The 13604-nt window shown below is 61.2% G+C and carries 15 protein-coding genes and 1 pseudogene; 4 read left to right on the forward strand and 12 right to left on the reverse strand.

The window, feature by feature from the left end; all coding sequences use genetic code 11:
* The first annotated feature begins 212 nt into the window (after window positions 1–212).
* A complete protein-coding gene (locus C0V73_RS18400; RefSeq protein ID WP_102021462.1) occupies window positions 213–1433 on the forward strand; it encodes an MFS transporter in 1221 nt (406 codons plus the stop codon).
* A gap of 400 nt (window positions 1434–1833) precedes the next feature.
* Window positions 1834–2013, forward strand: a pseudogene (locus C0V73_RS18405) (hypothetical protein); the annotation flags it as partial.
* Between the two features lie 2 nt (window positions 2014–2015).
* Here the strand turns inward: C0V73_RS18405 and recO are convergent.
* Both recO and C0V73_RS18415 read right to left on the reverse strand, forming a co-directional pair.
* Window positions 2016–2789, reverse strand: coding sequence for a DNA repair protein RecO (gene recO / locus C0V73_RS18410; RefSeq protein ID WP_102021464.1), 774 nt, complete (start codon window positions 2787–2789; stop codon window positions 2016–2018).
* 53 nt (window positions 2790–2842) lie between these two features.
* Complete coding sequence (locus C0V73_RS18415; RefSeq protein WP_245408023.1) at window positions 2843–3478, reverse strand: TetR/AcrR family transcriptional regulator; 636 nt, start codon at window positions 3476–3478, stop codon at window positions 2843–2845.
* A gap of 105 nt (window positions 3479–3583) precedes the next feature.
* Here C0V73_RS18415 and C0V73_RS18420 point away from each other — a divergent pair, with 105 nt between their 5' ends.
* Window positions 3584–4747, forward strand: a complete 1164-nt coding sequence (locus C0V73_RS18420) for an AbrB family transcriptional regulator (protein ID WP_245408024.1) — start codon at window positions 3584–3586, stop codon at window positions 4745–4747.
* A gap of 21 nt (window positions 4748–4768) precedes the next feature.
* Here the strand turns inward: C0V73_RS18420 and era are convergent, their stop codons facing one another.
* The 8 genes from era to rpoZ all read right to left on the reverse strand — a co-directional run bounded on the left by era (window position 4769) and on the right by rpoZ (window position 11526).
* Window positions 4769–5710 (reverse strand): GTPase Era, encoded by a 942-nt coding sequence (gene era, locus C0V73_RS18425; RefSeq protein WP_102021715.1) that lies wholly within the window; start codon window positions 5708–5710, stop codon window positions 4769–4771.
* Between the two features lie 9 nt (window positions 5711–5719).
* Entirely contained in the window at window positions 5720–6445 is a 726-nt protein-coding gene (gene rnc / locus C0V73_RS18430) for a ribonuclease III (protein ID WP_102021466.1), read from the reverse strand.
* Window positions 6442–7179 carry a signal peptidase I gene (lepB, locus tag C0V73_RS18435; protein ID WP_172450224.1) on the reverse strand — a complete coding sequence of 246 codons (738 nt, stop codon included), beginning with the start codon at window positions 7177–7179 and terminating at the stop codon, window positions 6442–6444. The genes rnc and lepB overlap by 4 nt, the downstream gene beginning before the upstream one ends.
* Window positions 7180–7276: 97 nt before the next feature.
* Window positions 7277–7681 carry a holo-ACP synthase gene (gene acpS, locus C0V73_RS18440; protein WP_102021468.1) on the reverse strand — a complete coding sequence of 135 codons (405 nt, stop codon included), beginning with the start codon at window positions 7679–7681 and terminating at the stop codon, window positions 7277–7279.
* A 1-nt stretch (window position 7682) separates the two neighbouring features.
* Entirely contained in the window at window positions 7683–8264 is a 582-nt protein-coding gene (locus tag C0V73_RS18445; RefSeq protein WP_102021716.1) for a DUF2062 domain-containing protein, read from the reverse strand.
* Between the two features lie 154 nt (window positions 8265–8418).
* A complete protein-coding gene (locus C0V73_RS18450) occupies window positions 8419–8568 on the reverse strand; it encodes a DUF3563 family protein (RefSeq protein ID WP_069041758.1) in 150 nt (49 codons plus the stop codon).
* A gap of 229 nt (window positions 8569–8797) precedes the next feature.
* Window positions 8798–11026: a bifunctional (p)ppGpp synthetase/guanosine-3',5'-bis(diphosphate) 3'-pyrophosphohydrolase gene (locus C0V73_RS18455; protein ID WP_102021469.1), complete on the reverse strand. Its 2229-nt coding sequence runs from the start codon at window positions 11024–11026 to the stop codon at window positions 8798–8800.
* A gap of 98 nt (window positions 11027–11124) precedes the next feature.
* The gene (gene rpoZ, locus C0V73_RS18460) at window positions 11125–11526 is read right to left on the reverse strand and encodes a DNA-directed RNA polymerase subunit omega (RefSeq protein WP_102021470.1); all 402 of its coding nucleotides are present in this window, start codon (window positions 11524–11526) and stop codon (window positions 11125–11127) included.
* 295 nt (window positions 11527–11821) lie between these two features.
* Here rpoZ and C0V73_RS18465 point away from each other — a divergent pair, with 295 nt between their 5' ends.
* The gene (locus C0V73_RS18465; RefSeq protein ID WP_102021471.1) at window positions 11822–12406 is read left to right on the forward strand and encodes an NYN domain-containing protein; all 585 of its coding nucleotides are present in this window, start codon (window positions 11822–11824) and stop codon (window positions 12404–12406) included.
* A gap of 175 nt (window positions 12407–12581) precedes the next feature.
* Here the strand turns inward: C0V73_RS18465 and C0V73_RS18470 are convergent, their stop codons facing one another.
* Together C0V73_RS18470 and smpB are read right to left on the reverse strand one after the other, a co-directional pair.
* Window positions 12582–13001: a DUF3830 family protein gene (locus tag C0V73_RS18470; protein ID WP_210200170.1), complete on the reverse strand. Its 420-nt coding sequence runs from the start codon at window positions 12999–13001 to the stop codon at window positions 12582–12584.
* A 5-nt stretch (window positions 13002–13006) separates the two neighbouring features.
* On the reverse strand, window positions 13007–13483 hold the full coding sequence (gene smpB, locus C0V73_RS18475) for an SsrA-binding protein SmpB (protein WP_102021472.1): 477 nt from the start codon (window positions 13481–13483) through the stop codon (window positions 13007–13009).
* Window positions 13484–13604 lie beyond the last annotated feature (121 nt).

Genomic DNA, 13604 nt, shown 5'->3' on the forward strand with positions numbered 1-13604 from the left:
CCTCAGCGCAAGCGGAATATCTGAAGCGTCCAAGCCGGCTCTGCAGCCCCTCATCCTGAGGTGCCCCTGCGCTAGCAGGGGCCTCGAAGGATCCAGCCGTAAAATCTCTCACCCCTAACATCCATCAAATCCCGTGATGGCCAGTTCATCAAAAGGCGTTTCTGCTCATGATCCGACTGCACTATTGTGTGATCGACAGAGGAGAATCCACCATGACGACCACCAGCCGTCCTGCCATGCCCTGGCTCATCATTCTTGCAGGATCGCTGATTGCGGTGATGACCTTCGGGCCGCGCTCGGCCATGGGCTTCTTCCAGCTGCCGATGCTCGCCGATCGGGGATGGGATCGCTCTACGTTTGGTCTCGCCATGGCTTTCCAGAACCTGTTCTGGGGCATCAGCCAGCCGTTTTTCGGCGCGCTTGCCGACAAATACGGAACCGGTCGCGTGCTCGTCATGTCCGGCGTGCTTTATGCGGCGGGCCTGGTGATGATGGCGCATGCGGCAGCGCCGATCTGGCTGCATATCGGCGGCGGCGTGCTGGTTGGCACGGCCATCGGGGCCGGCTCGTTCAGCGTCATCCTCTCCGCCTTTGCCCGCAATGTGACGCCGGAGCAGCGGTCGATGGCATTTGGCATCGGGACGGCTGCGGGTTCGGCCGGCATGTTCCTGTTTGCGCCGCTCAGCCAGGGTTTCATCTCTGCCTTTGGCTGGTCGGACAGTCTCGTCATCATCGCCGTGATGATGCTGGTCGTGCCGCTGCTCGCCTTCCCGCTGCGCGGCAATGCGCAGTCCGGCAGCCAGTCGGGCAACCAATACAAGCAGACCGTGGCGGAAGCGCTGAAGGAAGCCTTCGCGCACAAGAGCTATCTGCTCCTCACCACCGGCTTCTTCGTCTGCGGCTTCCAGGTCGCCTTCATCACCGCGCATTTCCCGGCCTATCTCGGCGATATCGGCATCGAGGCGAGCTATGCCGTCATTGCCATGGCGCTGATCGGCTTCTTCAACATCATCGGCTCACTCGCCGCCGGCTGGATCGGGCAGCGCTATTCCAAGCCCTATTTCCTCGCCTACATCTATATCGGCCGCTCGATCACGGTGACGCTCTTCCTGCTTCTGCCGCAGACGCCGGCCTCCGTGGTCGTCTTTGCCGCCGTGATGGGCCTCTTGTGGCTTTCTACCGTGCCGCCGACCAATGGGCTGGTGGCCATCATGTTCGGCACGCGCCACCTCGGCCTGCTGGGCGGCCTGGTGTTCCTGTCGCACCAGATCGGATCCTTCCTCGGCGTGTGGATGGGCGGTTATCTCTACGACCTGTTCGGAACCTATGACCAGGTCTGGTGGCTGGGTGTGGCGCTCGGGATCTTCGCGGCTGTGGTGCATTGGCCGATCAGCGAAAAATCGGTCGAGCGACCAGAAATCGCAGTGGCGTAATTTTGCCCAAAGTAAGATCATATTTCGGCATTCGCCCTATGCCGGATCAAAATTCCTGTGTTTTCAGCTGACAGCGACTGTCACAGAAAATTATTTTATTTTTCCCGGACTGACCGTTGACGGATTCCGAGCCAGCACCTACCTTGTGCGAGCTGGTTCGGACACTGACGACGAACCATGAACGGCCTCCGACTGGGAGGCCGCAGCCAAAGAAGGAGGTCAGCGAAATGCAAGTTGTGTTTCTTGATGCCATCCGATCCTGGCAGACGACCCCGCGCTTCGTGATGGTGAAACGCCATTCCGAATGCACCTGTCGAATGTGACGCTGCGCAAGCACTGATTTCATTTCATCGACATCTTAGACAACGCCGTGCCGTGCGCATGGGCGGGGAATATCGTTATGAAGAAGCAAGTTATCGAATATGCCGGGATCCCGGTTGGCATCACCATCCCCGATGGCGATAGGGTCAAGTTCATCGCCGTCAAATATCCGGTCATCGACCTCGACGGCGGCAGCTATCGCAATATCAGCGAGCTGCAGGCCGCGATTCACGATCACATGGCGAAATCTGCGCCCGAGGATCAGGCCGTGTTTCTGGGGGCCGCCAATTCGCCTATGGTCTCCAGCGAGCGCAAGGTCTTCAACGCTGCCTGACAGAAGCCCTCCCGTGCCGCGCCGGGTTCAAGCCCCCGCGGCACGTAGACGTGCCGATCCAGGAAATAGGCCGTGAGCCGGAAGGCTGCCGCCAGAGTCTCCGGATCGGCCGCCCGGTTCGTGCCGGGGGTGAGGAAATCCGGCAAGGCCAGCATCTTGTCGGCCCAGGGCTCACCTGCCTCGCGACTGACGGCCCTGCCCGATTTCGGCGAGACATAAGCAAGATCGTGGCGTGTACCCGTCGCCGCACATTCCTCCAGATCCAGACCAAATCCGAGATCGTTCAGCAGCGCCAGTTCGAAGCGGACGAAAAGTTCGCCCGCCGTCGCGGGATCTTCCAGATGGTCGAGAATCACGTCCAGCGCCTGGAAGAGATGCGGATGGGGATCCCGTTCGGGGAGAAGACGCAGCAGCGATGCCAGCGCCTGGACGCCGTAGACGGCGGTCGCCGTCTCCATCAGGCGGCCTGCCCGCAGTTGCAGCGGCTCGACCCTATATTCGCCGAGATGTTCGTCGAGGCGCGCACGCCAGGTAACTTCGAGACGGTTACCGGGTTGCAGGACGGGCTGCATGGTTCGCGAGCGGCCGGAGCGGACCATGCCCAGATGGCGTCCACGGCTGCGCGTCATCATCTCGGTAATGACGCTTGTTTCGCCATGCCGTCGCACCCCGAGAAGGATCGCCTCATCTGTCCATTGCATGATCCGGTTTTACCCCAGAGCCCCCGGGAGAGCGAGGGATTTCGGCACTCAGATCAGATTTCGGTCAGATAGCGCTGCACCCAGCCGCGCCAGTGGGCGATTGCCTCGGCCTTGCCGGGATAGCGTTTCTCTTCATGCAGTTGCACGAGCGACTTCATCGCCTGCAGAAGGACGACAGCCATGACCTGCGCCTGTTCCCCGGCGATTGCCGGACGCCAGACTGAGATGATTTCGGCGATGCGCCGACGCAAGCCTTCGCGCAGCAGGCCTGGACGTACGCCCGGCTGCTCCCATCGCGCATCGAGAAGGCTGAGTGCCAGACTGCGTTCGGTCGCATGGGCGACCAGGACATCGAGCAGCCGATCACCGAGCTGCATGGCATCCAAACCAGACGCTTCCGCCTTGATCCGGTACAGCGCTGCCTCGACATGTTCGGCATAACGGGCAATCAAGGCGTCGGCGAGCAGATCCTTGTTGGGGAAGAACTGGTAGAGTGAGCCGATCGGGGCGCCAGCACGGGCGGCGATCTCGGTCATGGTCGCGGCCTTGTAGCCCTGCTCCGCAAAAACGGCGGCCCCGGCGTCGAGAAGCTTGGCGACCCGGGCGATGCCGCGCTTGCGCTTCGGCTCCTTGGCGGTCGGCGCTGGAGCCGGCTGGGGTGTTGCCGAACTTGACTTTTGCGAGGTCATTCTCATAAAACTCGATTGTGAGGTGCGCCTCATTTATTTGATGAAATCACGCTTTCGTCCAGAACTTTCCCGGAGACGGATCTCAGACGAAGGACGGAGACGCTCATGGCTTCGGACAAGGATCCCGAGACGTTCAAGCAGCCCGACCCGGACGGCGTTGCGGCTTCCGTCGCCTCGCCGGCATCCGCGGTGAGCGCGCCGCCGCAACCCGGCCTGCTGACACCGCTTCCGGTCATCCTCCGCTGGGCCATTCTTCTCGGGCTGTCCTTCGCCATATCAGGCGGCCTTTTCCTTGCGCATATCCCGGGCGCCCTCCTGCTCGGACCCATGGTCGCGGCAATTCTGGTTGCCACCAATGGAGCGCGGCTTTCCGTCCATCGCTACCCCTACATCTTCGCCCACTCGCTGATCGGCTGCATCATTGCGCGCTCGATCGATCTCGGGACGCTGTCGACGGTCGCGGATGACTGGCCGATCTTCCTCTCTGTCGTGCTGTCGATCATCGCGGCGAGCAGCCTGCTCGGCTATTTCATGGCGAAAGCGGAGATCCTGCCAGGCACGACCGCGATCTGGGGAACGTCTGCGGGGGCGGCATCAGCGATGGTGCTGATGGCGGAGGCCCATGGCGGCGATCCGAGGCTCGTCGCCTTCATGCAATATCTGCGGGTCGCGTTCGTCGCGACCGGGGCCTCGCTGATGGCGGCCTTCGTCTTCAACATCGAAGGGGGCGCCGCCCAGCCCGTCGTCTGGTTTCCGGAAACCGACTGGCTCGATCTCGGCCTGACACTTGCGGCGGCAATCGCTGCGGCTTCGGTCGGCGCCTGGCTTCGCATACCGGCCGGGACCATGCTCCTGCCGCTCATTGCCACGACGATCTTGCATGTGACGGGCTACATCGCCTTGCTTCTGCCCGAATGGCTGCTGGCGCTGGGATATGGTGTGATCGGCTGGCGGATCGGGCTGTCGTTTACCCGGCGGATCTTGCGGCATGCGGCAAGTGCCCTGCCCCAGATCGTCGGCTCGATCCTTGTGCTGATGGCATTTGGCGGCGGGCTCGCCTTCCTGCTCTGGTCGCTGCATGGCATCGACCCGCTGACCGCCTATCTCGCAACGAGCCCCGGCGGGCTCGATTCGATCGCGATCATCGCCGCGACGACGCCCGTCGACATGTCCTTCATCATGGCGCTGCAGACCATGCGGCTGATCCTGATCATTCTGATCGGACCGACGATTTCGGACTTCGTCGCAAGGCGGGTGGCGAAGGGCTGAGCGCCCTTCGCACAATCACATTCAGTCGCGCGGGAATTCGAGACCCATCTCGCGGAAGCGCTCGGGGTCGTTACCCCAGTTCTCGCGCACCTTGACGAAGAGGAAGAGGTGCACCGGCTGCTCGAGGATCTCGGACATCTCCTTGCGGGAGGCTGTGGAGATCGACTTGATCGCATCGCCGTTCTTGCCAAGCACAATCTTCTTCTGGCTGTCGCGCTCGACATAGATGACCTGCTCGATGCGGACGGAACCGTCCTTGCGCTCTTCCCACTTCTCAGTCTCGACATGCGAAGAATAGGGAAGCTCCTGGTGCAGGCGCAGGAACAGCTTCTCGCGGGTGATTTCGGCCGCGAGCTGGCGCATCGGCAGATCCGAGATCTGGTCTTCCGGATAATACCAGGGACCTTCCGGGAAGGTTTCGGCCAGGTAGTCCATGATGTCGTCGCAGCCCGAGCCCGTGGTCGCCGAGATCATGAAGGTGCGGTCGAATTTGACGGCTTCGTTAGCTGTCTCGGCAAGCTTGAACAGGTCTTCATGGCGCACGCGGTCGATCTTGTTCAAAACAAGGATCTTCGGCTGCGGCACATCCTTCAGCGCTTCCAGGATCGCCTCGGCATCACCGCGCAGGCCCCGTTCGCTGTCGATGAGCAGCAGGATGATGTCGGCATCCTTGGCGCCGCCCCAGGCTGATGTCACCATGGCGCGGTCCAGCTTGCGACGCGGCTTGAAAATGCCGGGCGTGTCCATGAAGACGATCTGGGCGTTCTTGTGGATCGCGATGCCGCGCATCACAGCGCGGGTCGTCTGCACCTTGTGGCTGACGATCGACACCTTGGCACCGACGAAGCGGTTGACCAACGTCGACTTGCCGGCATTGGTGGGGCCGATCAAGGCTACGAAGCCGGATCGGGTCGGGGTGTTGACGATGGCTTCGCCGCCGTCCTCTGTCTCTATCTCGGTCATGGTGTCCAATCAGTTGGCGTCGGAGGGCTTTGCCCAGACGCCTTCGCGTTCGAGTATCTTGGTCGCGGCCACCTGTTCGGCGGCACGCTTGGAACGATCGATGCCGATCTCGGGCTTCAGACCCGGGATCTCGACGATCACCGTGAAGCGGGGATCATGATCCGGTCCGGAGCGATCGGCAACCTTGTAGTTGGGCGGCGCGCCATACCTGGCATGCGTCCATTCCTGCAATTCGGTCTTGGCGTCACGGCGAGCGCCGTCGGCGCGGGCAGCACGGCCCTGCCAGTATTTCAGGATGAAGCCGCGGGCGGCCTCCAATCCTGCTTCGAGATAGATCGCGGCGATCAGGCTCTCGACCACGTCGGCGCGAACATTCAGCATGTTCTTCGCGGTGATCTTCTTCACGTCCGAGCCGGTGCGGATGAAGCGGTGCAGCTCCATCTCGTCGGCCACCGAGGCGCAGGCCTCGGCGCTGACCAGCTGGTTGAAGCGCACGGAGAGTTCGCCCTCGGCCGCATCGCGGAAGGTGGTGAAGAGCATTTCGGCGACACACAGGCCGAGCACCCGGTCGCCTAGGAACTCAAGCCGTTCGTAGTCGCCTTTCTTGCCCCGCGAGACCTGGGCGCTGGCATGGGTCAGCGCGCGCATCAGGCGGTCGCGGTCGGCGAACTTGTGGCCGATCGCAACTTCGAGCTGCGTCCAATCCTTTTCGCCGACCACCTTCTTGTTCGTCATTCGACCACCTTGAACAGGCGATCCCAACGCATGTTGGCCGGCCACTTCCAGACTTCGCGGAACGAGGTGTCGTTGCCGAGCGAGAAGAAGATCAGCGAGGCTTTGCCGATCAGGTTTTCGGCCGGCACGAAGCCGACGTCGAAGCGGCTGTCGAGCGAGTTGTCGCGGTTGTCGCCCATCGCGAAATAATGGCCTTCCGGCACGATGAATTCGCGGGTGTCGTCACCGCGGGTGCCCTGGGCCTGGTCGAGCGTGTCGTAGCTCACGCCGTTTTCCAGCGTCTCGCGGAAGACCGGCACATCCGTACCCGGATCCATACGGTAGTCGGAGGTAAAGACACCGTCCTGGATCTTCGGCACAGGCTGGCCGTTGACCTGCAGCACGCCGCCGATCACCTGAATCCGGTCGCCCGGCAGGCCGACGATGCGCTTGATGTAGTCGATGCTGGGGTTCGGCGGGAAACGGAAGACGGCGATGTCGCCGCGCTCTGGTTCGCTCGCGAAAATGCGGCCTTCGAAGAGGTTCGGCGAGAAGGGCAGCGAATACTTCGAATAGCCGTAGGAGAACTTGTTGACGAAGATGTAGTCGCCAACCAGCAGCGTCGGCATCATCGAGCCGGATGGAATCGTGAAGGGCTGAAAGAACACGGTCCGGATCACCATGGCCAGGAGAAGAGCCTGGATGATGACCTTGACGTTTTCCCAAAGGGCACTTTGCTTCTTTTCGTCGCTCACGCGGATCGGTTCCTTCTTGCGAAAATCCTGCTCTCTCTAGTCGGTTCGGGCGAGCGCGGCAACCGCGTAGCCCCGCCGACCAGCGCGACCAGTTAACTCAGCGGCTTTCTGGCAGGGCTTCAACGATGACGAATGCCTGGGCATAGGGAAATTCGTCGGTGATGGTCAGATGGATCTGGGCGACATGCCCTGGCGGCAAAAGTCGCTCGAGGCATTTCGCAGCGCCGCCGGTCAGTTCAAGGCCGGGTTTGCCGTTTGGCAGATTGACGACGCCCATCTCCTTCCAGAAGACGCCCTCGGCGATGCCGGTGCCGAGTGCCTTGGCCATGGCTTCCTTGGCTGCAAAACGCTTGGCATAGGAAGCGGCGCAGTCCTTGCGGCCATTCGAGCGCGCCTGCTCTTCATCGGTGAAGCAGCGGGCAGTGAACTTCTCGCCGAATCTGTCGATCGACTTCTCAATTCTTCTGATGTCGACGAGGTCGCTTCCAATGCCGATAATCATGTCAGACGCTCGATCCCTGGAGAGCTTCGTTGAGGCGGGCGCGGGCCCGTGCGGCTAGGCGCTCGCGACGGCGCGCCTGAAACTTCGCCACGGTGAAATAGATCACGCAATAGCTGATCGCACCACTGACGACGGCCAGTGGGACGGCACCGACCAACATCGGCTTCAGGATGGGCTGCCACATGCTCTCGATCGCGTAGAGGGAAAACTTGCGTTCAAGATCGACGCTGTCCCCGGCCGGCGCCCCATTGCCGATGAGCCGATGCCCGACCTCCCAGGTCGCCGCCCAAATAAATGGAAACGTCAGCGGATTCCCGAAAGCCGTACCGAGCGCTGCAGCGACCATATTACCGGCAACAAGGTAGGCAATCGCGAAAGCCAGGAGGAAATGCAGGCCGATGAACGGCGTCCAGGAAGAGACGATCCCGGCCACGACGCCGGCAGCGATCGCATGGGGCGTTGCCGACAGGCGCAGAATGCGCTTGCTCAGGTAGTGGAACGACCGGATGAAGCCACGACGCGGCCAGAGAAGCTCACGCAACTTCGTCAGGGAGGAAACCGGTTGGCGTCGTCGAAACAGCATGCGGGATATGTAGTTGATCCGAGGCGGTTTCGGCAAGGAAAAGCGGCTCGCGGCGTGGCCAAAAAGCAAAGACGCCGGCATTGAACCGGCGTCGCATCTCAGACCAGAGATCACTGATTGTTTGACCGGTGACCCGATCTGGTCGGTCGGCGCATCAGCCGCGGCGGAACATGCCACGGTCGATTTCGCGCTGCCGGTATTCCAGGTCGACGAGATCGCGGGCGCCGTTCAGGTAGCTCATTTCACGTTCTGCAACGGTCGGAACGCGAAGGGCGCGGGCGAATTTGCGGATCGGAGTAAACATCGTTTTGTCCTCGGTTCTTTGTCTTCATCTGTTGACCGAGATATAATGGTGCGGCGCACAATCAACCAGAGACAAGAACTGACGTCAGCCATGCGCAAAGCGCATAGCGAAGGGTCGAGGTTTACGAATTAGGCAGGATTGTGATGAAAAGTGAGGCAGGAAGGACGGCTGCGAGGCGACCGGGCGGATATCATCCGCACCGGTCATGTCTTCGAGACGGCGGATCGGCTCAGTCGTAAACGCGCTTCACCGTCGAGATACAGTCGAGTTCCTTGAGCTCGCCGAGCAACTGGCTCAGCTGGCGCAGGTCCCAGACCTCGAGATCGATCCCCATCTCCGTAAAGTCGGTGGCGATGCGGATCATGTTGAGGACGCGGATGTTGATGTCGAGGCGGGCGACACATTGCGCGACGGTTGCGAGCGTGCCCGGCTCGTTCAGTGCGTTGATCAGGATGCGGGCGACGAAGCGCGACTTGTTCGCCTCATCGAGATCCCAGCGCACATCGATCCAGCGCTCCGGCTCGTTTTCGAAGCGCTGCAGGGCAGATGCCTGGATCGGGTAGATGGTGATGCCCTTGCCGTCTTCCATGATGCCGACGATTCGATCTCCGGGGACAGCACCGGCTGGCGCAAAATGCACCTCGGCATTGCCGGAGAGACCGCGGATCGGCAGCGGGTCGGGGCCGTCACCTGCCGTCGGCACATCGCCCTTGGGATGGGCGGGACCGGGGATCTTGAAGACCATGCCATTGGCACTGTTCATCGCAAACCAGCCCTCATCCGAGGAAGGCTTCACCGTGACGCGCTCGTCCTGGTAGTCGGGGAAGACGGCGCGCAGGACGTCGAGCGAGGAGGTCTCGCCACGACCGACGGAGGCGATTGCGTCTTCCACATCGCGCTGGCCGAGGCGATGCAGCGCCGGACGCAGCGTATCCTTGGAGAAGATCTTGCCGGCGCGCTCGAAGGTGCGCTCGAGGATGCGCTGGCCGAGGCCTGCATATTGCTTGCGGATCGCCATGCGGGTGGCGCGGCGGATGGCGGCGCGCGCCTTGCCGGTGACGACGATCTCTTCCCAGGCGGCAGGCGGCACCTGCACGCCAGAGCGGATGATCTCGACTTCATCACCATTCGACAGGCGGGTGACCAGCGGCATGATCGAGCCGTTGATCTTGGCGCCGACACAGGTATCGCCGACATTGGTGTGGACGGCATAGGCGAAGTCGATCGGGGTCGCGCCACGCGGAAGCGCGATCAGCTTGCCCTTGGGCGTGAAGCAGAAGACCTGGTCCTGGAAGAGTTCGAGCTTGGTGTGCTCGAGGAATTCTTCCGGATTGTCGCCTTCGGCCAGCGCCTCGATCGTGTGGCGGAGCCAGGAATAGGCGTTGCTCTCGCGCTTCAGCGGCTCGTTGGGATCGCCGTTTTCGCCATCCTTGTAGAGGCTGTGGGCGGCAATACCGTATTCGGCGATGTCGTGCATACGGCGCGTGCGGATCTGCAGTTCGATACGCTGGCGCGACGGGCCGACGATCGTGGTGTGGATCGAGCGGTAGTCGTTCTGCTTCGGCGTCGAGATATAGTCCTTGAAGCGACCGGGCACGACGCGCCAGCGGGTATGCACAATGCCGAGCGCCCGGTAGCAGCCGGGGATGTCGTCGACCAGGATACGGAAACCATAGACGTCCGAGAGCTGTTCGAAGGAGAGTGACTTCGACTGCATCTTGCGGAAGACGGAGTAAGGCTTCTTCTGGCGGCCCTTGACCGAGGGGGTCAACAGGCCGTTCGCCACAAGGAGATCGCGCAGTTCGTCCTCGATCTTGGTGATCAGGCCTTCGTTGCGGGTCGAAAGCTCCGAGAGGCGGTTGGTCACCGTCTCATAGGCTTCCGGGTTCATGTAGCGGAAGGACAGGTCCTCCAGCTCGTCGCGCATGTCCTGCATACCCATGCGGCCGGCGAGCGGCGCATAGATTTCCATCGTCTCTTCGGAAATGCGGGCGCGCTTGTCGTCGCGCATATGCTCGAGCGTGCGCATGTTGTGCAAGCGGTCGGCGAGCTTGACGAGGAGAACGCGGACGTCGTCGGAAATGGCGAGCAGCAGCTTGCGCAGGTTTTCGGCCTGCTTGGCCTTCTTGGTGACGAGGTCGAGCTTCTTGATCTTGGTCAGGCCCTCGACCAGGCGGCCGATATCCTCTCCGAAGAGTTCGTCGATCTCGGCGCGGGTGGCCGAGGTGTCCTCGATCGTGTCGTGCAGCAGGGCGACCGCAATCGTCGATTCGTCGAGATGCATGTCGGTGAGGATGGCGGCAACTTCGAGCGGGTGGGAGATATAGGGGTCCCCGCTGGCGCGTGTCTGCTTGCCGTGCTTTTGCATGGCATAGACATAGGCCTTGTTCAGCAGAGCTTCGTTGGCATCGGGCTTGTATTTCTGCACCCGCTCCACGAGCTCGTATTGCCGCATCATTCCACTCGTCTCCACAAACGAAAAAGCGCGCCAGTCGAGACGACTGGCGCACACTCATCCTACAGTCAGATCAAGACTTAAGTCTGATCTGTTGACGATTAGTAATCGTCGCTCTTTTCCGGCGGCACGAGGCCTTCGATACCGGCCAGAAGCTCTTCTTCCGACATTTGGTCGAAGGTGAGCGTTTCCGGCAGTTCGTCCTCTTCGTCGCCCTTGCCGGCGGTGCCGGTGTTGGAGAGCATCGAGCTCGGCTCCTGCTCCGGCTCGTCGACTTCGACGTGCTTCTGCAGCGAATGGATCAGATCTTCCTTCAGGTCGTCGGGCGAGAGCGTCTCGTCGGCGATTTCGCGCAGAGCGACGACCGGGTTCTTGTCCTTGTCGCGATCGATGGTGATCGGTGCGCCCTGCGAGATCTGGCGGGCGCGGTGGCTTGCGAGCAGAACGAGCTCGAAGCGGTTCTCGACTTTGTCGATGCAATCTTCAACGGTGACACGGGCCATTGCCTGTCCTTTGCGGTCATGAATGCGAGGGATTGACGGCTGCGATACAGGCAATGGAGGGCAAATTCAAGTTTTTCGTGCCGACGCCCCGCCAAGCCCAAAAATGAAGGCCGGAAAACACCCTTTTTACACCACATTTCAACCTCAAGCTGCTTGGATTGGACAATGCGATGCCCTAGATAGATTCTTATATGATCATTTCATAATTTAATGGAACGGTCATATCTTGAGAGGCAAGGTATTGTTTTGATTGCCGTTTGCCGAGACTGTTCATATTTGACCTAAGGATATCCGAATGTTCGATCCTCGCGAGAAAATTGCTCTCTTCATCGACGGCGCCAATCTTTACGCCGCGTCCAAGAGCCTCGGCTTCGACATCGACTATCGCAAGCTCCTGAAGGCATTCCAGAAGCGCGGCTATCTGCTTCGCGCATACTACTACACCGCCCTCATCGAGGATCAGGAATATTCCTCGATCCGCCCGCTGATCGACTGGCTGGACTATAACGGCTACAAGGTCGTGACCAAGCCGGCGAAGGAATTCACCGACAGCATGGGCCGCCGCAAGGTCAAGGGCAACATGGATATCGAGCTCGCGATCGACGCGATGGAACAGTCCGAGACGGTCGACCATCTCGTGCTCTTCTCCGGCGACGGCGATTTCACCACGTTGGTCGAAGCGCTGCAGCGCAAGGGCCGCAAGGTCTCGGTCGTTTCGACCATGGCGACGCAACCGCCGATGATCGCCGACGACCTGCGCCGCCAGTCGGACCATTTCATCGACTTGATGACGCTGAAGCCGGAAATCGGCCGCGACCCATCAGAACGCGGCATGCCGCGCGCACCGGAGCCGGCGACGGCCAGCGAAGACGAACACTAAGGGTTTCGGGGCAGCCCTGCCCCTTATGCTCTAAAGCCGCTGGATTTGCGAAAACACCCCCTCTAGACGCGGCCACACCTTCCCCTTGAGGGGGAGGTCGAGGCGAAGCTCCGGGGTGGGGTGACGGCCCAAGCCCTCCCCTTGTGGGGAGGGTCCGCGACGGGACTTCTCTACTTCACATCGCCTCGAAGGCAATATCCTGCGCGCCCTGCCACAGGACCATTTTCCCCATGGCCTCCAGCTGCTCAGCCCCCTTCGTCACCGTCAGGAAATGGTTGCCGGCCAGCACGCCCATCTTGCTCGCGAATTGCGAGGAGCCATAGGCGAAGAGCAGTTCCGTCTCACTGAAACCACCGGGATAAAGCAGGATATCGCCGCGCGAGGGATGCGCGGTGTGGTTCTCGAAGCCTGCCCCGAACTGGAAATCGCCCAAGGGCACCCAGACTGCCTCGCCCGACCAGCGCGAATGGATCGCCTGGTTGCGGAACGGCAGGAAGCTTTCGAAGATGCGGCAGGTCTCGGGCGCCTTTTCGCGCTCAAAACGGGCCTCGAAGACGAAGGGGCCGACGGTGACCTTCAGGAAGTCCAGGGACATGCCACTCAACCCGTCTTCAGAATGCGCTGCTTCTGGCGGTTCCAGTCGCGTTCCTTCTCGGTCTCGCGCTTGTCATGCAGCTTCTTGCCCTTGGCGAGCGCCAGCTCCAGCTTCGCCCTGCCCTTCTCGTTGAAATAGATCTTGAGCGGCACGAGCGTCATGCCTTCGCGATTGATCGAGGCACGCAGGCGGTTGATCTCGCGCTTGGAGAGCAAAAGCTTGCGGCGGCGGCGCGGCTCGTGATTGAAGCGGTTCGCCTGCAGATATTCCGGCAGATGGGAATTGATCAGCCAGATCTCCTCGCCCTCATCCGAGGCATAGGATTCGGCGATATTGGCCTTGCCCTCGCGCAGAGACTTGACCTCCGTGCCGGTCAATACCAGACCGGCCTCGTAGGTGTCGACGATCTCATAATTGAAGCGCGCCTTGCGGTTTTCCGCGACGATCTTGTTGACGGTGCGCTGCGAGCCTCTGGGGGCCATGGTCTGATCTTCCGTTTCGCCCGGGATTTTGTCGTGTGTCGCCTGCGCCCGGGCGGGGCGTGGCTGTTGTCATGGATATGTAATGGAGGATGGGGTGGAAATAAAGGTGGATGAGGATCTG

It is taken from the genome of Rhizobium sp. TH135, from assembly GCF_002855515.1.
Lineage (GTDB): Bacteria > Pseudomonadota > Alphaproteobacteria > Rhizobiales > Rhizobiaceae > Allorhizobium.